21 protein-coding genes and 1 pseudogene are annotated in these 17,179 nt (G+C 75.0%); 13 read left to right on the plus strand and 9 right to left on the minus strand.

All coding sequences use genetic code 11. The annotated features are described in order from the left end of the window. The coding region (locus tag F8274_RS22660) for an ACT domain-containing protein (protein ID WP_151464385.1) at positions 1 to 389 on the plus strand (389 nt) is incomplete at its 5' end. A gap of 43 nt (positions 390 to 432) precedes the next feature. Here the strand turns inward: F8274_RS22660 and F8274_RS22665 are convergent. From F8274_RS22665 to F8274_RS22675, 3 genes are all read right to left on the minus strand, one after another. Beyond that, positions 433 to 1,152: an AIM24 family protein gene (locus tag F8274_RS22665; protein WP_151464386.1), complete on the minus strand. Its 720-nt coding sequence runs from the start codon at positions 1,150 to 1,152 to the stop codon at positions 433 to 435. A gap of 94 nt (positions 1,153 to 1,246) precedes the next feature. Continuing rightward, complete coding sequence (locus tag F8274_RS22670) at positions 1,247 to 1,591, minus strand: metallopeptidase family protein (protein WP_192579937.1); 345 nt, start codon at positions 1,589 to 1,591, stop codon at positions 1,247 to 1,249. 86 nt (positions 1,592 to 1,677) lie between these two features. Beyond that, on the minus strand, positions 1,678 to 2,106 hold the full coding sequence (locus F8274_RS22675) for an OsmC family protein (RefSeq protein ID WP_151464387.1): 429 nt from the start codon (positions 2,104 to 2,106) through the stop codon (positions 1,678 to 1,680). 118 nt (positions 2,107 to 2,224) lie between these two features. Here F8274_RS22675 and F8274_RS22680 point away from each other — a divergent pair, with 118 nt between their 5' ends. The 3 genes from F8274_RS22680 (at position 2,225) to F8274_RS22690 (ending at position 4,825) form a co-directional block, all read left to right on the plus strand. Then, a complete protein-coding gene (locus F8274_RS22680) occupies positions 2,225 to 2,968 on the plus strand; it encodes a hypothetical protein (RefSeq protein WP_151464388.1) in 744 nt (247 codons plus the stop codon). A gap of 223 nt (positions 2,969 to 3,191) precedes the next feature. Next, positions 3,192 to 4,013, plus strand: coding sequence for an HAD family hydrolase (locus F8274_RS22685; RefSeq protein ID WP_151464389.1), 822 nt, complete (start codon positions 3,192 to 3,194; stop codon positions 4,011 to 4,013). After that, a complete protein-coding gene (locus tag F8274_RS22690; protein ID WP_151464390.1) occupies positions 4,013 to 4,825 on the plus strand; it encodes an HAD family hydrolase in 813 nt (270 codons plus the stop codon). Before F8274_RS22685 ends, F8274_RS22690 begins: the two co-directional genes overlap by 1 nt. Positions 4,826 to 4,855: 30 nt before the next feature. On the opposite strand, the gene F8274_RS22695 is transcribed toward F8274_RS22690, so the two are convergent. Then, on the minus strand, positions 4,856 to 5,449 hold the full coding sequence (locus tag F8274_RS22695) for a bacterial proteasome activator family protein (protein ID WP_151464391.1): 594 nt from the start codon (positions 5,447 to 5,449) through the stop codon (positions 4,856 to 4,858). Between the two features lie 84 nt (positions 5,450 to 5,533). On the opposite strand from F8274_RS22695, the gene F8274_RS22700 reads away from it, so the two are divergent. Further along, the gene (locus F8274_RS22700; protein WP_151464392.1) at positions 5,534 to 6,361 is read left to right on the plus strand and encodes a S9 family peptidase; all 828 of its coding nucleotides are present in this window, start codon (positions 5,534 to 5,536) and stop codon (positions 6,359 to 6,361) included. 49 nt (positions 6,362 to 6,410) lie between these two features. After that, positions 6,411 to 7,640: an ABC transporter substrate-binding protein gene (locus F8274_RS22705; RefSeq protein ID WP_151464393.1), complete on the plus strand. Its 1,230-nt coding sequence runs from the start codon at positions 6,411 to 6,413 to the stop codon at positions 7,638 to 7,640. A 60-nt stretch (positions 7,641 to 7,700) separates the two neighbouring features. Here the strand turns inward: F8274_RS22705 and ddaH are convergent, their stop codons facing one another. Then, the gene (gene ddaH / locus F8274_RS22710; RefSeq protein ID WP_370518261.1) at positions 7,701 to 8,534 is read right to left on the minus strand and encodes a dimethylargininase; all 834 of its coding nucleotides are present in this window, start codon (positions 8,532 to 8,534) and stop codon (positions 7,701 to 7,703) included. 59 nt (positions 8,535 to 8,593) lie between these two features. Here ddaH and F8274_RS22715 point away from each other — a divergent pair, with 59 nt between their 5' ends. Both F8274_RS22715 and F8274_RS22720 read left to right on the plus strand, forming a co-directional pair. Then, positions 8,594 to 9,052 (plus strand): Lrp/AsnC family transcriptional regulator, encoded by a 459-nt coding sequence (locus F8274_RS22715; RefSeq protein ID WP_091265141.1) that lies wholly within the window; start codon positions 8,594 to 8,596, stop codon positions 9,050 to 9,052. Positions 9,053 to 9,118: 66 nt separating this feature from the next. Beyond that, positions 9,119 to 10,075, plus strand: a complete 957-nt coding sequence (locus F8274_RS22720) for a zinc-binding dehydrogenase (RefSeq protein WP_151464394.1) — start codon at positions 9,119 to 9,121, stop codon at positions 10,073 to 10,075. Between the two features lie 30 nt (positions 10,076 to 10,105). On the opposite strand, the gene F8274_RS22725 is transcribed toward F8274_RS22720, so the two are convergent. From F8274_RS22725 to F8274_RS22735, 3 genes are all read right to left on the minus strand, one after another. Continuing rightward, positions 10,106 to 11,206, minus strand: coding sequence for a YbjN domain-containing protein (locus F8274_RS22725; RefSeq protein WP_151464395.1), 1,101 nt, complete (start codon positions 11,204 to 11,206; stop codon positions 10,106 to 10,108). Between the two features lie 88 nt (positions 11,207 to 11,294). Further along, a complete protein-coding gene (locus F8274_RS22730; protein WP_151464396.1) occupies positions 11,295 to 11,552 on the minus strand; it encodes a DUF6457 domain-containing protein in 258 nt (85 codons plus the stop codon). Then, positions 11,549 to 12,148 (minus strand): molybdenum cofactor guanylyltransferase, encoded by a 600-nt coding sequence (locus F8274_RS22735; RefSeq protein WP_151464397.1) that lies wholly within the window; start codon positions 12,146 to 12,148, stop codon positions 11,549 to 11,551. The genes F8274_RS22730 and F8274_RS22735 overlap by 4 nt, the downstream gene beginning before the upstream one ends. Positions 12,149 to 12,214: 66 nt before the next feature. On the opposite strand from F8274_RS22735, the gene fdhD reads away from it, so the two are divergent. Beyond that, complete coding sequence (gene fdhD / locus F8274_RS22740) at positions 12,215 to 13,069, plus strand: formate dehydrogenase accessory sulfurtransferase FdhD (protein ID WP_151464398.1); 855 nt, start codon at positions 12,215 to 12,217, stop codon at positions 13,067 to 13,069. A gap of 74 nt (positions 13,070 to 13,143) precedes the next feature. Here fdhD and F8274_RS22745 read toward each other — a convergent pair whose 3' ends face one another. Beyond that, complete coding sequence (locus F8274_RS22745) at positions 13,144 to 14,313, minus strand: DUF4192 domain-containing protein (RefSeq protein WP_151464399.1); 1,170 nt, start codon at positions 14,311 to 14,313, stop codon at positions 13,144 to 13,146. Positions 14,314 to 14,475: 162 nt separating this feature from the next. Here F8274_RS22745 and F8274_RS22750 point away from each other — a divergent pair, with 162 nt between their 5' ends. The 4 genes and pseudogenes from F8274_RS22750 to F8274_RS32065 all read left to right on the plus strand — a co-directional run. Further along, positions 14,476 to 15,390: a fructosamine kinase family protein gene (locus tag F8274_RS22750; protein WP_151464400.1), complete on the plus strand. Its 915-nt coding sequence runs from the start codon at positions 14,476 to 14,478 to the stop codon at positions 15,388 to 15,390. Next, positions 15,387 to 16,403: a GTP 3',8-cyclase MoaA gene (gene moaA / locus F8274_RS22755; protein WP_151464401.1), complete on the plus strand. Its 1,017-nt coding sequence runs from the start codon at positions 15,387 to 15,389 to the stop codon at positions 16,401 to 16,403. The genes F8274_RS22750 and moaA overlap by 4 nt, the downstream gene beginning before the upstream one ends. A gap of 3 nt (positions 16,404 to 16,406) precedes the next feature. Continuing rightward, positions 16,407 to 16,652, plus strand: coding sequence for a MoaD/ThiS family protein (locus tag F8274_RS22760; protein WP_151464402.1), 246 nt, complete (start codon positions 16,407 to 16,409; stop codon positions 16,650 to 16,652). Positions 16,653 to 16,663: 11 nt separating this feature from the next. Then, a pseudogene (locus F8274_RS32065) lies at positions 16,664 to 17,179 on the plus strand (metallophosphoesterase); the annotation flags it as partial.

Genomic DNA, 17,179 nt, shown 5'->3' on the forward strand with positions numbered 1-17,179 from the left:
CCCCGCCCCCGACCGGCGACGACGTGACCTCGCTGGCGGTCTACCTCGCGCACGACCGGGTCGGCGCGCTGCTGTCGGTGCTCATGGAGCTGGCCACCCGCGGGGTGAACCTGACCCGGATCGAGTCCCGCCCCACCGGCGAGGCGCTCGGCCGGTACGTCTTCTTCCTCGACTGCACCGGCCACGTCGCCGACGTGCGCCTCGGCGAGGCGTTGCAGGGGCTGCGCCGGGTCTGCGCGGACGTGCGCTTCCTCGGGTCGTACCCCCGGCACCGCTGGAGCCCGGCGGCGGGTGACCGGCCGGTCCCCGCGCCGGCCGGCCTCTCCGACACCGACTACGCGGACGCGGCGGCCTGGCTGGCCCGGCTGCGGGCCGGCGAGCTGAACTGACGGCGCCGGGGCGCCCGGAGCGGGCGCCCCGCACACCGGGCGGTCACTGGAGCAGGCCGCCGAGCAGGCCGCCCTGCTGCTGGGCGCCGCTGCCCTGCACCGGAGGCTCCTCCGAGGGCTGGACCACGACGAACCCCTGACCGGCGAAGCTCATCGTGAACGCCTCGCCGGTGCTCCGGCCGAGCAGCGTGCCCAGGCCGAGCTGCTCGGCACGGTGGTAGCCGGTCTGGAGGTTGGCCGACCAGCAGACCGCGGCCTGCGGGTCGACGTAGGTGGGCTGGTCGACGTTGAGCACGACCGGGGTGCCCTTGGTGGTGATCGCGATCCGGCCATGGCCGCTGAAGACGCAGTTGAACAGGCCGGACGAGGACGCCATCCCGGCGCCGCCGACCATCTTGATGTCGTACTGGAGCGTGGAGTCGAAGGCCAGCACGCTGGAGCCGTTGATCGACAGCGCGTCCCCGGGCTCCAGGTCGATGATGTGCACGTCCTTGGCGAGCTCGGCGAGGAAGACGTCGCCGCGCCCGGAGAGCTTCATCAGCGGCACGCCCTCACCGGTGAGCCGCTGCTTGATGAACTTGCCGATGCCGCCGGAGCCGAGCGCCTGGAACTGCACCTGACCCTGGTACGCGACCATGGACCCGACGCGGGCCATCGCCTCGCCGTTCAGCTCGATCTTCAGCATCTTGGAGTTCTGCAGCCGCATGCCCGGCTGCTGGGACTCCTTCTCAAGGTTCTCCGCGGAGAACAGCGCGCTGCGCATGGGTTTCCTCCTGCATCGGGTTGTGCCTGCTCCGGAGGTTAGGGGAACCGCGCAACAGCGGGGATCGGCCGAGCGGGGCGCGACGCGGGCCCGGTCAGCCCCACCCGAGGGCGTGCAGGCGCTCGTCGTCGATGCCGAAGTGGTGGGCGATCTCGTGCACCACCGTCACGGCGACCTCTTCCACGACGTCGTCCTCGGTGTCGCAGATCGCCAGGATGGGGTTGCGGAAGATGAGGATGCGGTCCGGCAGCACGCCGGCGTAGTCCCAGCCCCGCTCGGTGAGCGCGTGTCCCTCGTAGAGCCCGAGCAGGTCCTCGCCCGGCGGCGGGTCGTCCTCGACCAGGATGACCACGTTGCTCATCAGCCCGAGCAGCTCCTCGGGCACCTCGTCGAGCGCCTCGCCGACAAGGTCCTCGAACCGCTCCCGGCTCATCTTCACGGCCACGCGGCCCGGTCACCCCTTCCGATCGGCGCGCGACACGGCAAGGGCACCCCGCCGGGGCACCCCTGCCGTGTCGGGCGTGGTCAGGCCAGGCGGGCGTTCAGCGTGATCTGCGCGCCCGGCGAGAGCAGCCGGGAGATCGGGCAGTTCTCCTTGGCCGCCTCGGCCAGCTTGGTGAACTCGGCCTCGTCCAGGCCCGGGACCTGGCCGACCGTCTCCAGGTCGATCCGGGTCACGGTCATGCCCGCGTCGGTCTTGTCGAAGTGCACCTTGGCGGTGGTCTCCACCGAGGTGTCGGTGGCGCCCGCGTCGGCGAGCTGCTTGGAGAGGGCCATCGAGAAGCAGCTGGCGTGCGCGGCGCCGATCAGCTCCTCGGGGTTGGTGCCCTCGCCCTCCTCGAAGCGGGACTTGAAGGAGTAGTTGCCGGTCAGGCCGCCCTTGCCGGTGCGGACGGTGCCGGAGCCCTCGGTGAGGTTGCCCTGCCAGCGAGCGGAAGCGGTACGGATAGGCATGGCACCGACGCTAACGGAAAGCGGCCGCCCCCGCACCGGCCTGTGCGCTTGCGCTCCCCGTCATCGCCTGCCGGCCGTGTCATGATGCGGGGCAGGCCCGCGTACGGGAAGGTGGCCGATGTCCCAGGATCTCCCCATCCCCAGGCAGGACAACCGGTCCGACGGCACGACCGTCGTGGAGTGGGGCGAGGCCGAACCAGCTCGGCCCGGCCGGGTCGGGCGCTCGCTCGCCGGCCTGGGCCGGGACCACCGCCTCCCGCCGGTGCTCGCCGGTCTCGGCGCCGTGGCCGCGGTCGCCTCGCTGATCGGCGAGTGGCTGGTCGTGACCGTGCCGAACGAGGGCCCGGAGGGGAACAGCACGGTCCGGCTCCCGAGCGGGGTCGGTCAGGTGAGCGGCTTCGGGGTGGCGTACCTGGTGGGTCTGCTCGGCCTGGCGGTCGCCGTGGCCCTGGCGCTGCGCGGCGCGCCGGCGGTCCGGCAGCACGCCCGGATCGCCGGTCTCGGCCTCGCGGCGGCCCTGCTGGCCGTGCTGGCCGCGACCGCCGCCTCCCTGGAGGAGCTGAGCCGCCGCGCGCTCTTCTTCCCCACCGACCAGCGGTTGCAGGTGGAGCACGGGCGCGGCCTGGTCACCGCCTTTCTCGCCGTCGTGCTGCTGGCCGCCGCGCTGCACCTGTCCGGCCGGGCCGGCGCGGGGCCCGGTGGCCGGGCGGACGGGCCGGCGGCGGAGCCGGCCGACGGGGCGCCGGACGGCTGGTCCGGCCGGGGCCGGCGACGGGCGTCCGAGGACGAGTTGCCCCCGGCCCCGGCCGACCTGAGCGTGCAGCCCACCACGCCCTTCGCCCGGCCCGAACCGCCGCGCTGACGGGACGGCGGACGGGCCGTTCCGCCGCCCCGAACCGCCCGCCCGCACCCCGCGGAGCGGGCCGCCGGGGGACACCGGACGGCCGCCGCGGGTTGGTGTCCGATTCGCCGAAAAGCCATGGTTGCGACCCGTTCCGCGAGATACGGTTGCTGCCCGCCGTCCGGTGGCCGCGGCACCGAGGACCTGGACGGCCGACGCGACGGCGGCGGGCGAAGGAGGAACCATGACCCGCCCGGGCCTGCCCAAGCTGATCGCCACGGACCTCGACGGCACGCTCGTCCGCAGCGACGAGACCGTCTCCGCCTACACCCACGAGGTGCTCGACCGGGTGCGGGCCGCGGGGATCCCGGTGGTCGGGGCCACCGGCCGGGGGCCGCGCCTGACCGAGCTGACCCGCAACGACATCCGCGCCGCCGATTTCCTCGTGATGGCCGGCGGTGGTCGCGTGGTCGACCAGAGCGACCCGGCGGGCCCGCTCGTGCTGCGCGACGAGCGCCTGTCGGGCGCCGTGCTGGCCCGCATCGTGGCCGACCTGGAGGCCGCCGTCGGCCCGCTCACCGTCATGGTGGAGGCGTCGGACGAGCCCGACGCGCCGCTCTGGGGTGACTACCACCCGAGCTGGCCCTACCCGGACCGGTTCGAGGCGCGCAGCCGCGCGGAGTGCCTCTCCTGCGACGTGCTCAAGGCGTTCGCGCGTACGGCCGACCACCACGTGGACGAGCTGCTGGCGGTGGCCCGCCGGATCGTCCCGGCCGAGCTGGCCACGCTCACCCAGGCCGGGCTCGGCTACGTCGAGATCTGCCCACCCGGGGTGGACAAGTCCACCGGGCTCAGCGTGGTCGCCGAGCGGCTCGGCGTCGACCCGGCCGAGGTGCTGGTCTTCGGCGACCAGCCGAACGACCTGCCGATGTTCGAGTGGGCCGGCTGGGGCCGCGTGGCGGTGGCCAACGCGCACCCGGAGGTGCGGGCCGCGGCCGACGAGATCACCCTGCGCAACGACGACGACGGCGTCGCGGTCTACCTGGACCGACTACTCTCCCGGTGATGGGAGAGGCACCTCGGCTCGTCGCGACCGACATCGACGGCACACTGCTCCGGGACGACCGGACGCTCAGCCCGCGCACCGCGGACGTGCTGGCCCGGATCTCCGCGGCGGGCACGCCGGTCGTGCTGGTCACCGGCCGTCCCATCCGCTGGCTCCAGCTGGTGTACGACCAGCTCGCCGAGCCGCTGCCGGCGATCTGCGCGAACGGCGCCGTGGTGTACGACCCGGCCACCGACGAGGTGCTCCGCGCCGACCCGCTCGCCCCCGAGCTGCTGGCCGAGGTGGCCCGGCGGCTCCGGGCCGAGGTGCCCGACGTGAGCTTCGCGGTCGAGATCGTGGACAGCCGGCAGATGCGGCACGAGGCGCACTACCCGCTGCGCTGGGACGCCGACGCCGACGCGATCCGGGCCATCGAGTCGCCTGAGGAGCTGCTCGCCGTCCCGGCGGTGAAGCTGCTGGCCCGGGCCGGCGAGCAGGACCCGGACTTGTTCGTGCGGGTGGTGGCCGGCGCCCTCCAGGGGCTGGCCGAGGCGACCCACTCGTCGTACAGCGGGCTGGTGGAGATCTCCGCCGCCGGCGTGACCAAGGCGGCCGGCCTCGCCTGGTACGCGGCGCGCCTGGGCATCGACGAGCGGGACGTGCTGGCCTTCGGCGACATGCCGAACGACCTGCCGATGCTGACCTGGGCCGGGCGGGCCGTGGCGGTCGCCAACGCCCACCCGGCCGTCCTGGCGGTCGCCGACGAGGTGACCGGGGCGAACACCGTCGACGGCGTGGCCGCGTATCTCGAACAGGTCTTCGGGGTGGCCTGAGCGGCCGGGGCGCCGGAGCGCCCCGGCCGGTCAGAGGTACTGGCCGGGCGCGTGGCCCTCGTTGCCCTGCGGCATGCCGGGCATGCCCGGCACCATCCCGCCGCCCGGGCCGCTGGGCAGCGCCTGCCGGCCGGAGCGCATCTGCTCCAGCTGGACGCGGGCGGCCATCTGCTGGGCGACCAGCGCCGCCTGGATGCCGTGGAACAGCCCCTCCAGCCAGCCGACCAGCTGGGCGTGGGCGATTCGCAGCTCGCCCTCGCTGGGCGCCTGGTCCTCGGTGAAGGGCAGCGAGATCCGCTCCAGCTCCTCGCGCAGCTCGGGCGCGAGGCCCTCCTTCAGCTCGACGATCGAGCGCTCGTGGATCTCCCGCATCCGGTGCCGGCTGGCGTCGTCCAGGGGCGCCGCCTTGACCTCCTCCAGCAGCTGCTTGATCATGCTGCCGATCCGCATCACCTTGGCGGGCTGCTCGACCAGGCGGGTGGGATCCTCGCCCTGGCCCTCCTCGGTCTGCACCGTGCCGACCGGCCGGCCGTCCGGCCCGACCACCACCACGGTGCCGGGGATGCCATCGTTGCCCTGTTCGTCGTCCTGTCCGGCGAAGCGCGCTTCGGTCATGGGACCCATCTTTACCCACCTCCACCACGCGCACGCGCCCGGACCGGCTGCCGGCCCGGAACCACCCGGCCGGGGCGCGCTACCGTCGCCGTCATGCCCGCAGACCCGCGCGCCGTGCTGACCCGGCCGGCCCCGCCGCCGGACACCACCGTCGCCTACGGCGACCACCCGGACCAGTGCGCCGACCTGCGCCGGCCGGCTGGCGACGGGCCGCCCCGCCGGCTGGTGGTCGTGGTGCACGGCGGCTTCTGGCGGGCCGAGTACGACCGCACCCACACCGGCCCGATGGCGGCGGCCCTGGCCGCGCTCGGCCACCCGGTGGCCCAGGTCGAGTACCGGCGCACCGGCCAGCCGGGCGGGGGCTGGCCGCACACCCTCACCGACGTGCTGGCCGGGGTGGCGGCGCTGCCCGCGCTGGCCGCCGCCGCGCTGCCCGGCCTGGTGGCCCCCGCCCCACCGATCGTCGTCGGGCACTCGGCCGGCGGGCACCTGGCGCTGTACGTCGCCGCCCACGCCCCGGCCACGGTCGGCGGCGTGCTGGCGCTGGCGCCAGTGGCGGACCTCGCCGAGGCGTACCGGCTGGACCTGGACTCCGGCGCGGTGGCCGCGCTGCTCGGCGGCGGCCCGGCCGACTTCCCGGATCGGTACGCGGCCGCGGATCCATCCTCGTTGGTGCCGAGGCAGACACGCACAGTAGTCATGCACGGGGCTCTGGACCAGCAGGTCCCGATCGCCATCAGCCGGTCCTGGGTGGCGGCCGCCCGGGCCGCCGGCGCTCCCGCCACGCTGATCGAGCTGCCCAAATGTGAGCATTTCGGACTGATCGCACCCGACTCGGCGGCCTGGCCGCAGGTGGTCGACGCGTTGCGGTCGCTTCACGATGATCTTCCGGGCATTGACGCAGCGTCGCGGAGCAGGTAGAACGCCGAGGGGGCGTTGCACCCTGGCCGCTCCATCGGAAAGGAAATCGGTGTCGCAGATGAACCGCAGGCGGGCGCTACAACTGCTGGCCGCACTGGGTACCACCGGGCTGGCGGCGGGCTGTGGCTCCGGAACCGACACCGCCGACGAGGCGCAGCCCGGGAGCCCGATCAAGATCGGTCTGATCGTCCCGGGCAGCGGCCCGAACAAGGTCATCGGGGACGAGATCACCAACGGGTTCCAGATGTTCCTCACCCTCAACGACGGTCAGCTCGGCGGCCACCCCGTCACGCTGGTGCCGGCCGAGGAGGGCGACACCGCCAAGACCGGCCAGGCCGCCGTCGACCGGCTGGTCAAGGAGGGCGTCCTGGCGCTCACCGGCGTGGTCAGCTCCGCCGTGATGCTGGGCATCCGGGACGCCGTGGAGCAGGCGCGGATGCCGTTGATCGGCTCCAACGCCTCCCCCATCAGCCTGCAGAGCGTCGTCTACATCTGGCGAACCTCCTACGTGCTGAACGAGCCGGGCGAGGCGCTCGGGCAGTACCTGCGGCAGACGCTGGACGCGTCCAGCCGGATCGCCATCTTCGGCACCCAGGGCCAGAGCAGCCGGGACGTCATCGACGGCCTCCGGCGCGGCTACGAGCAGAACGGCCGCCGGCTGACCGACGACCCGATCCTCACCGAGGACTTCGCCAACCCCGGCAAGGGCGTCTACACGGGCTCGATCCGCAAGGCCCTGGACCGGCGGCCCGGGCCCGACGCGGTCTTCTGCCACTACGCCGGGGCGCAGGCGGTGCAGTTCGTCAAGCAGCTCTACGCCGCGGGATACCGGGGCCCCATCTACGCGCCCGGCTTCCTCACCGAGGGCACCGTGCTCAGCCAGCTCGACGACGGCGAGAAGGGCGAGGAGCGGGAGCTGATCGAGAAGCAGGGCATCGAGACCGCACTGAACTACTCGGCCGACCTCAACAACACCGCCAACCGGGTGTTCGCCTCGGCGTACCGCAAGACGTACAACGTCTCGCCCACCACCTACGCCATGGCCTCGTACGACGCCGCCCAGGTGCTGGACAAGGCGATCCGGCTGGTCGGCGGCAACCCGACCCCGCAGCAGGTCAACCTGGCGCTGGGCAAGATCGGCCAGGTCGACAGCCCCCGCGGCGCCTGGCAGTTCAACCAGTCACGCACCCCGCAGCAGAAGTGGTACCTGCGCCGGGTCCAGCTCGACGGCCGGATGCTCGCCAACGTCGTGATCAACGAGCTGGCCACGCTCGGCTGATCCACCCCGCATACGCGAAACGGGCGGCCTCCCCTCGGGGAGACCGCCCGTTTCCTGCGTTCAGTGGCGCAGCTCGGCGATGCAGCACTTCACGCTGCCGCCGCCCTTCTTCAGCTCGGCCAGCTCGACCGGGACCGGGTGGTAACCGGCCGTCTTGAGCTTGCCGGCCAGGCGGGTCGCCTCGCTGTTCAGCACCACGTTGAGCCCGTCGCTGACCAGGTTGAGGCCGAAGGCCAGGGCGTCCTCGTCGTCCGCGACCACCGCGTCGGGGAAGAGCTGGGTGAGCACCTTCTGGCTGGCCGCCGAGAAGGCGCCCGGGTAGTAGACGATGTTCTCGTCGTCGATCGAGGCGAGCGCCACGTCCAGGTGGTAGAAGCGCGGGTCGACCAGGCGCAGCGAGACGACCGGCCGGTGGAGCGCCTCCTGCGCCTCGGCGTGCGCGGCGGGCTCGGTGCGGAAGCCGTGGCCGGCGAGGATCAGCCCGCCGTGCGCCTCCGGCAGGTAGGCGAAGTCACCCTCACCCTCGTTGGTCTCGCTCGGCGCGATGAACCGCCAGCCGTTCTCCTCGTAGAACGCCCGGTGCGCGGCGGCCTCGGCGGCCCGCTGCTCGTGCTTGAACTGGGCGCCGTAGACCGTGCCGTCCACCACGAACGCGCCGTTGGCGGCGAAGACCATGTCCGGCAGCCCGCGCCCGGGGGTGAGCAGGTGCACCTCATGGCCGAGCCCCACCAGGGTCTCGCGCAGGCGGTCCCACTGCTTGACCGCCAGCTCCGCGTCGACCGGGGCGGTCACGTCCATCCACGGGTTGATCGCGTACTCGACGGCGAAGTGCTCGGGCGAGCACATGAGATATGTCCGCTTTCGCGGGACTCGCTGCTGGTTCACGGTCACCAAGAGTAGGTACGGTACAACTTTGGTAACAGCCACAACCATTGCTTCCCAGAGGCGGAACGTTGCAGATAGACGCGGTCGACCAGCGAATCATTGCGTTGCTCGTGGCGGATGCCCGCGCCTCGTACGCGGACATCGGCACGCGGGTGTCACTCTCCGCCCCCGCCGTCAAGCGCCGGGTCGACCGGCTCCGATCGGCAGGCGTCATCCGGGGCTTCACCGCGGTCGTCGACCCGGCCGCCGTCGGGTGGACCACCGAGGCGTTCGTCGAGCTGTTCTGCGCCGGCCGGACCACCCCGGCCCAGATCGGCGCCGCCGCCCGGCGGCATCCCGAGGTGGTCGGCGCGTACACCGTCTCCGGCGAGGCGGACGCCCTCGTGCACCTGCGGGCCGCCGACATCGCGCACCTCGAGGAGGCGCTGGAGCGGCTGCGGGCCGAGTCCTTCGTCACCTCGTCCCGCAGCACCATCGTCCTCTCCCGGCTGGTCGAGTCCCCCGGCGTCGGGCCCTCCTCGGCTTGACCTCAACCGCACTTCAGGTCGTCAACTGGACCCGGACGTGTCCGGGGGCGACAGCGGGGAGGCGACGTGCGGGCGGTGTGGCTACGGGAGTTCGGCGGGCCGGAGGTGCTGGTCCCCGGACCGGCGCCGGATCCGGTACCCGGCCCGGGACAGGTGCTCGTCGAGGTGGCGCACGCGAACATCACCTTCGTCGAGACGATGTTCCGCGCGACCGGGTTCGGTCCGTTCACCGCGGCCCTGCCGGTGATCCCCGGCAACGGCGTCGGCGGGACGGTCACGGGGCTGGGCGCCGGGGCGGACCCGGCGCTGCTCGGCCGGCGGGTGGTCAGCACCACCGGCGGCACCGGCGGGTACGCCGAGCGCGTGGCCGTGGACCAGGGCGCGCCGATCCCGGTACCGGACGAGCTGCCGCTGGACGCGGCCGTGGCGCTGCTCGCCGACGGCCGGACCGCGCTCATGCTGGCCCGGGCGGCCGGGCTGCGGCCGGGCGAGCGGGTGCTCGTCGAGGCGGCGGCCGGCGGCGTGGGCGGCCTGCTCACCCAGCTCGCCACGGCGGCCGGCGCCCGGGTCGTCGCCGCGGCCGGCGGCCCTCGCAAGGTCGCCCTGCTCCGCGAGCGCGGCCTCGACACCGTGGTCGACTACCGGGAGCCGGGCTGGACCGATCGGGTCCGAGGGGCCGCCGGCGGTGTGGACGTGGTCTTCGACGGGGTGGGCGGAACGCTCGCCCGTGCGGCCTTCGACCTGCTCGACCAGGGCGGGCGGATGGTCAGCTTCGGGCTGGCCGGCGGCACCTGGGCGGACGTGCCCGAGGCGGAGGCCGCCGCCCGAGGGGTGGCCCTGCTCCGCCCCGGCGGCACACCCGTCGAGCTGCGCGCGCTCACCGAACAGGCGCTCGCCGAGGGGGCCGCCGGCCGGCTCCGGCCGCTGATCGGTCAGCGTTTCCCGCTGGAACGGGCCGCCGATGCGCACGCCGCCATCGGGTCCCGGGCCACGGTCGGCAAGACCCTCCTCGACGTCCGCTGACGCCGCCGGGCCGTGCCCCCGCCACCGGCGTCAGAGGTACATGCCGGTGCGGTGCTCCTGCGGGCGGGCCGGCTTGTCACCCTCGCCGAAGAAGCGCTTGCCGCCGAACTCCCCGTGCAGCCGGTCGTCCAGCTCGTCGGCCAGCCCGGTCATCACCTGCACGGCGAGCATCAGGTGGGTGGCCTGGAAGTTGCGGCCGAACACCGGGATCGAGGCCCACACCGTGTCGTCGGCGCAGTAGAGCCTGCCGATCGGCATGCGATTGGTCAGCTCGGAGAGCTTCACGTAGAGACGCTCGGTCGGCTCGACCTCGGTGAGCACCGGGGAGAAGACGTCGACCAGGGGCGGATTGTCGCGGACCCGCACGAAGACCATCGCCGAGCCGGCGCGGATGTTGATGTCGCCGTCGGAGTCGACCTGCACCTGGTCGGCCTTGGACTTCAGCATCGTGGAGACGACCGTGCGTACCCGCTCCTCCAGGGCCAGCACGTCGTTCTCGCCGGACTGGGCCGCGGCGGCGGCCGCCAGCGCCTCGTCGAGGTCGGCCTCCACGTCGCGGTCCGGGCCGAACTCGCTGCGCGCGGTGCCGAGCGGCTCCTCCGGCAGCGGCTCCCCCTCGGCGTCGTGCACCAGGTAGACCAGGAAGGCGGGGTGCGGGGCGCCGTAGACGTCGCGCAGGGTCCGGGACAGCACGGCGGACAACCGGGTGGCCTCGTCGGCGACGCAGTCCAGGCCGAACTGCTCGCCGGAGCCCGCCACCACACCCGGCGGGGACCAGCCGAGCGCGATCATGTCGGCCACCGCGGCCCGGTCCAGCCGGTAGCCCTGCGGCAGCGTCGCGTTGCCGACCGCCCGCGCCGAGAGGCGGCCCTCCTCGCCCGCGTCGACGCTCACCGAGTAGACGGCGTCCCCGGTGCCGGAGGCGGTCGGGTCGAGGGTGACCTCCAGGTGCGCGCCGGCGGGCAGCCTGCGCAGCCGGTCGGCCAGCGCGCGGGCGAACTCCCGCCAGGCCTCGGTCACCTTGGCCCGCAGGTCGGCTGTGGTCGGCTCGTCCAGCAGGATCGACTCGTGCTGCTCCGGCGTCGCGCCGGCGGGCTCACCAGCCGGTGCCGAGGGGTGGTCTGCCGTCATGATCGCCTCCGTCCGTCCTCGCCACCCTACCCACGGACGATGGGGGCCCAATCACCCCGACCGGCATCGGACAGCGGGCCGGCGGCGCTCAGTCGGCGGGGGCGGTCCCGTCCAGCTCGACGGGCCACGTGCCGGCCAGCGCGGCGAGCCGGGCGGCCGCCGCGGCCGGGTCCGCGCCGCGCCCCACGGCCACCCCCAGGAGGTACGCGGTGACCGGCGCCCCCGGCCGCAGCACCTGGTGGGCCACGTCCTTCGCCAGGTCGAGCACGGTCGGCACCGGCACCTCGGCCGGGTCCAGCCCCAGCTCGGCGCAGGCCGCCGTGACCCAGTCGTCCATCACCGTCATCGCGTCCACTCCTCGGCCCGGCGTACGTCCTCGTCAGTGTCGCAGTCGAACCAGGGCGGCGGCCCGGACCCGGACCAGGACACCTCCCGCACGGTCGTGCCGGCCAGCAGCGCGCGCACCGACGCCCCGTCGACCGTGCCGCCGCGCTCGGCGGCGAGCCGGTCCAGGGCCGCCCGGAGCGCGCCCACCCGCCACACCGCGCAGAGGTGCTGCCGGCGGCCGGCGCCGTCGACGTAGCAGGCCATCCCGGCGGCCGAACCGTCGAGGGCGCCCCGCAGCGCGGCCACACCAGCGGGCGTGAGCAGCGGCAGGTCGGCCGCGAGCAGGGCGACGGTGGTGGCGCCGGGGTCGAGAAGCGCCAGCCCCGCCGCGGTCCCGGCCACCGGGCCACCGCCGGGCGGCTCCTCGCGGGTCACCCGGACCCCCTCGGGCACCGGGCCGGCCGGGCCCACCACGATCCGCTCGCCCGCGTCGGCCACCGCCGCCAGCACCCGGTGCAGCATGGGCCGGCCGCCGACCGGCCGGGCCGGCTTGTCGACCCCGCCCATCCGGCGGGCCGCGCCGCCCGAGAGCACCACCGCCGCGTACGCCGTCACCGGCCCACGGTAACCGCGGCGGCGTCGCCGTGCGGGTGGCTCGGGGCGCGGGGCAGGATGGGCGGCATGGGACGGGCGACTGACCGGCGGGGCGTGCTCCGGATCGACCTCGACGCGGCGGCCGACGGCCGGTCGCGGATCCGCCGACAGGACAGCCTGGCGGTGGAGGAGCCGCTGGAGATCCGGGTCGGCCCGGCGGGCCCCGGCCGGCGCAGGCCGCTCGCCGTGACCATGCGCACCCCCGGCGACGACCTGGACCTGGCGATCGGGTTCCTCCTCACCGAGGGGCTGATCCGGTCGACCGACGACGTGCGCACCGCGCAGCTCTGCGCCGGAGCGGAGACCCCGAACACCTACAACGTGGTCGACGTGGTGCTGGCCCCCGGCGTGCCGGAGCCGGCCACCGATCCGGCCCGGAACTTCTACACCACCAGCTCGTGCGGGGTCTGCGGCAAGGCGAGCATCGACTCCGTCCGGACCCGCTCGCAGTTCGCCGTGCACGAGGATCCGCTGGCCGTGACCGCCGAGCTGCTCGCCGAGCTGCCCGACCGGCTGCGCGCCGCCCAGCGCGCCTTCGACCGCACCGGCGGCCTGCACGCGGCCGGGCTCTTCACCGCCGACGGTGAGTTGGTGGTGCTGCGCGAGGACGTCGGCCGCCACAACGCGGTGGACAAGGTCGTCGGCTGGGCCGTCCGGGAGCGCCGGCTGCCGCTGGCCGGGCACGTGCTGCTGGTCTCCGGCCGGGCAAGCTTCGAGCTGACGCAGAAGGCGTGGATGGCCGGGGTCCCGCTGCTCGCCGCGGTCTCCGCGCCCAGCACGCTCGCCGCCGACCTGGCCGAGGAGGCCGGGATGACGCTGGTCGGCTTCCTGCGCGGCGCGACCATGAATGTCTACACCGGGGCCCACCGCGTGCCCGGCTGACCCGGTCACCGCCGGGCCGCCCCGCGGGTTTCCCTGTGCAGCGGGTGGCCACGCGGCCGCAGCGCGAACCCCGGTCACCGGCGGGGCCGGCGCTTGCGGCGGCGCAGCACCGTGCCGGCGGTCGCCGGCCAGCCGTCGAGCTCGGACGGGGACAGCCCACGGCGGAGGGCGTCGTCGAGCAGCAGGGCGAGCGAGTAGCCGGGGTGTGCGGCGAGCACCCGTTCCAGGGCGACGGCTGCCAGCGCGCCGTGCCCCGCGCGCCAGGCGGCGAAGGCCAGCAGGCAGCCCGGAGCGGCGATCAGCTCCGGCTCCGCCCGGCGCAGCACGTCGGTCCAGAGACCGATGTCGGCGTCCCGGCCGTCGGTCCGGGACCAGGCGTGGTCTCGGACCGGGAGGTGGGTGAGGAGCACCGTCAACCAGGCCACCTCGTCGTCGCCCAACCGCTCACCGCGCCGGTGCCGCCGGAACACGGTGCGCACCGCCGCCGCCCCCGCGGAACGCACCGCGCGACCGCCCACCGGCCCGACCGCTTCCCCGGCCGGCGCCGCCGACACCTCGGTCGGACCGGCCGGCTCCCCGGCACGCTCGCCCGGCTCCGCACGCTCGGCCGGCTCCGCATGCCCGGCCTTCTCGGCGACACCGGCCGTCTCCTCGATCGGGCCGACGGCCTCTCCGGTGAGCTCGGCGAGGCGGCGACGGGCCCGGGTCGTGGCCCGGCGCATGGCCACCCGGACCGGCCCGTCGATCGGGCCCACCTGCGCGGCCAGCGCGGCCCGGTCGGGCAGGGCGACCTGACCGGCGAAGACGGCCGCCGCGCTGACCTGGCTGGCCGCCGGGTCGTAGGGCGTGCCCTCGGGCGGGCAGCAGGCCGGCTCGGCGCAGAGGTAGGACCACCAGCGCCCGCCGGTCACCCGGAGCGCGTCGAGGACGACCAGCCCCGCCCGGTCCAGGGCCTCGCCGGCCGCGTCGACCGCGCCGGTGACGAGGGCCGCTGGACCGTAGCCGATCACGGTGGCGGCGTCGGTGTCCTGCCGGGCCACCACCTCGGCCAGGTGCCGGGCGGCCCGGCGCGGGTCGCCGCCCGGCTCGGGCAGGTCAGCCCGCGCGGCGAAGACGACCCGCCGGCCGCGCATCGCCACCACCACGACGCTGTCGGCGGGATGGAAGCCGAGCAGGTACGGCACGGCGGCCACGAGGTCGGCGGGCGAGCGGACGGCGAGGCGGGGACGCTCGGTGGAGTTCATGCCGGGAGCGTGCGGCGCACGGGTGCCGCCGCGACAGGCCCTGTGGACGACACGCGGGTTGTCCACAGATACGGAGAGTATCGGGCCAGGTCGGCGACGAGCGGCACACCGGAGAGCCGGTCACGGCCCGCGCCGGCCCCGCGGACCGGCTACGTTGCGCTCATGGACCTGGCGTACCTGCGGGCACACCCGGAGCACCTGCCGACCTTCCTGACCCACCAGCGGATCCGGGAGACGCCGGTCTCCGGCGGGGACATCTGCGCCGCGTCCCGGCTCACCCTTGACGACGGGCACTCGGTCTTCGCCAAGGCCTGGCCCGAGCACGCGGAACGCGCCGCACCCGAGGGCTTCTTCACCGCCGAGGCGGCCGGGCTGCGCTGGCTGCGCGAGGCCGGCACGGTGGCCGTACCGGAGGTGGTGGTGGCGCTGCCGGAGCTGCTGGCGCTCGACTGGGTCGAGCCCGGCGAGCCGACGCCGGAGGCGGCCGAGCAGTTCGGCCGCGAGCTGGCCGGGCTGCACCGGGCCGGGGCTCCCACCTTCGGCGCCGAGTGGCCCGGGTTCATCGGCGCGCTGCCGCAGGACAACACGCCCGACCCCGGCCCCTGGTCGGAGTGGTTCGCGCAGCGGCGGCTGCTGCCCTACCTGCGGATGTCCGTCGACAACGGCGCGCTCACCACCGCGGAGGCCGGCCCGGTCGAGGAGCTGATCGACCGGATGGCCGAGTTCGGCGGCGACGAGCCACCGGCCCGGATCCACGGCGACCTCTGGCCCGGCAACCTGCTCTGGGGCCTCGACGACCGGGTCTGGCTGGTGGACCCCGCCGCGCACGGCGGCCACCGGGAGACCGACCTGGCCCAGCTCGCCCTCTTCGGCGGCCCGCCGCACCTCGACCGGATCACGACCGCCTACCGGGAGGCGTGGCCGCTGGCCGACGGTTGGCGGGAGCGGGTGCCGCTGCATCAGCTCCACCTGCTGCTGGTGCACACCGCGCTGTTCGGTGCCGCGTACCGGGCGGCGGTGGACTCCGTCGCCCGCGCCGCGCTGCGCGGCACCGGACGCGCTACGGTCGACGGGTGACCGCCGCCCCGACGACGACCGACGGGGTCCTCGTCGACCGCTACGGCCGGGTCGCCCGGGACCTCCGGGTCTCGCTGACCGACAAGTGCAACCTGCGCTGCACCTACTGCATGCCCGCCGAAGGGCTGCCCTGGCTGGCCGGGCCGCAGCTGCTCGACGACGACGAGATCGTCCGGCTCATCCGGGTGGCCGTGCACCGGCTCGGCGTCACCGAGGTCCGCTTCACCGGCGGCGAGCCGCTGATCCGGCCCGGCCTGGCCCGCATCGTGTCGGCGGTGGCCGCGCTGGAGCCCCGGCCGCGCATCTCGCTGACCACCAACGGCATCGGCCTGGACCGCCTCGCGCCCACCCTGCGCGCCGCCGGGCTGGACCGGGTCAACGTCTCGCTGGACACCCTGGACCCCGCGCGGTTCGCCGGGCTGACCCGTCGGGACCGGCACGCCGACGTGCTGGCCGGGCTGGCCGGCGCGGCGGCGGCCGGGCTGACCCCCGTGAAGATCAACGCCGTGCTGATGCGCGGCGTCAACGACGACGAGGCCCCCGAGCTGCTCCGCTTCGCCCTGGCCCACGGCTACGAGCTGCGGTTCATCGAGCAGATGCCGCTGGACGCCCAGCACGGCTGGGACCGGTCGACCATGGTCGTCGCCGACGAGATCCTCGCCGCCCTGCGCGCCGAGTTCGCGTTGACCGCCGACCCGGGCGCGCGGGGCGCGGCCCCGGCCGAGACCTGGCTGGTGGACGGCGGCCCCGCCCGGGTCGGGGTGATCGCGAGCGTGACCCGGCCGTTCTGCGGCGACTGCGACCGGACCCGGCTCACCGCCGACGGTCAGGTCCGCAACTGTCTCTTCGCCACCGAGGAGTCCGACCTCCGCGCCGCGCTGCGCGCCGGGGCGGACGACGAGGAGCTGGCCCGGCGCTGGCGTGCCGCGATGTGGGGCAAGCGGGCCGGGCACGGCATCGACGACCCCACCTTCCTGCAACCCGCCCGCCCGATGTCGGCGATCGGAGGCTGACCGGTGCAGCTCACCGTCCGCTATTTCGCCGGCGCGCGGGCCGCGGCCGGCCGCGCCGAGGAGACCGCCCCCGCCGGCCGGTCGCTCGACGCGCTCCTCGACGAGCTGACCGAGCGGCACGGCGAGCGGCTGGCCGTGGTGTTGAAGGCGGCGAGCTTCCTGGTCGACGGGACGGCCTGCCATGATCGTCAGGCACCGCTGCCGGCCGGGGCGACGGTCGACGTGCTGCCGCCCTTCGCGGGCGGCTGAGGGAGGCTCCCGTGGTGGCGATGGCGTCGTTCGTGGGCGTCGCCGTGCTCGTCACGGCCCTGATCCACCTCTACCTGTGGAAGCGGCTGGTGCGGGACACCACCCGCCCGGGCCGCCTGCGGAAGGCCGGCGGGGTGGTGGCGCTGCTGCTGGCGCTGCTGGTGCCGGCGACCATGGCGGGCACCCGCAGCGGCGCGGAATGGCTGGCCTGGCCCGGCTACCTCTGGCTGGCCCTGATGTTCTACCTGCTGGTGCTGCTGCTGGTGCTGGAGGTGCCCACGGCGGTGGCGAAGCTGGTGCTGCGCCGCCGCGAGCGCGCCACCACCGGCACCGGATCCGCGCCGACACTGGTCCCGGCCGGATCCACCGCCGGTCGGGCGGACCTCGCCAGTGGACCGGACCGGGTGTCGGGCGGCCTCGCGTCGGCGTCGCCCGTCGCGCTCGCGGACCCGCCGGCGGCGGAGCCGGCCGGCCGGTCGGCGGTGCCGGCCGACGAGCCCGCCGCCTCGGCCGGCGCTCCGACCGAC

The sequence above is a fragment of the Micromonospora sp. AMSO31t genome, from assembly GCF_008868175.1.
Taxonomy (GTDB): Bacteria; Actinomycetota; Actinomycetes; order Mycobacteriales; family Micromonosporaceae; genus Micromonospora.

Coding starts and splice junctions, on each gene's coding strand:
- F8274_RS22665 (WP_151464386.1), bottom strand. CDS start 1,152: ATGCGCAGCGCGCTGTTCTCCGCGGAGAACCTTGAGAAGGAGTCCCAG.
- F8274_RS22675 (WP_151464387.1), bottom strand. CDS start 2,106: ATGCCTATCCGTACCGCTTCCGCTCGCTGGCAGGGCAACCTCACCGAG.
- F8274_RS22680 (WP_151464388.1), top strand. CDS start 2,225: ATGTCCCAGGATCTCCCCATCCCCAGGCAGGACAACCGGTCCGACGGC.
- F8274_RS22685 (WP_151464389.1), top strand. CDS start 3,192: ATGACCCGCCCGGGCCTGCCCAAGCTGATCGCCACGGACCTCGACGGC.
- F8274_RS22690 (WP_151464390.1), top strand. CDS start 4,013: ATGGGAGAGGCACCTCGGCTCGTCGCGACCGACATCGACGGCACACTG.
- F8274_RS22695 (WP_151464391.1), bottom strand. CDS start 5,449: ATGGGTCCCATGACCGAAGCGCGCTTCGCCGGACAGGACGACGAACAG.
- F8274_RS22700 (WP_151464392.1), top strand. CDS start 5,534: ATGCCCGCAGACCCGCGCGCCGTGCTGACCCGGCCGGCCCCGCCGCCG.
- F8274_RS22725 (WP_151464395.1), bottom strand. CDS start 11,206: ATGACGGCAGACCACCCCTCGGCACCGGCTGGTGAGCCCGCCGGCGCG.
- F8274_RS22730 (WP_151464396.1), bottom strand. CDS start 11,552: ATGACGGTGATGGACGACTGGGTCACGGCGGCCTGCGCCGAGCTGGGG.
- fdhD (WP_151464398.1), top strand. CDS start 12,215: ATGGGACGGGCGACTGACCGGCGGGGCGTGCTCCGGATCGACCTCGAC.
- F8274_RS22745 (WP_151464399.1), bottom strand. CDS start 14,313: ATGAACTCCACCGAGCGTCCCCGCCTCGCCGTCCGCTCGCCCGCCGAC.
- F8274_RS22750 (WP_151464400.1), top strand. CDS start 14,476: ATGGACCTGGCGTACCTGCGGGCACACCCGGAGCACCTGCCGACCTTC.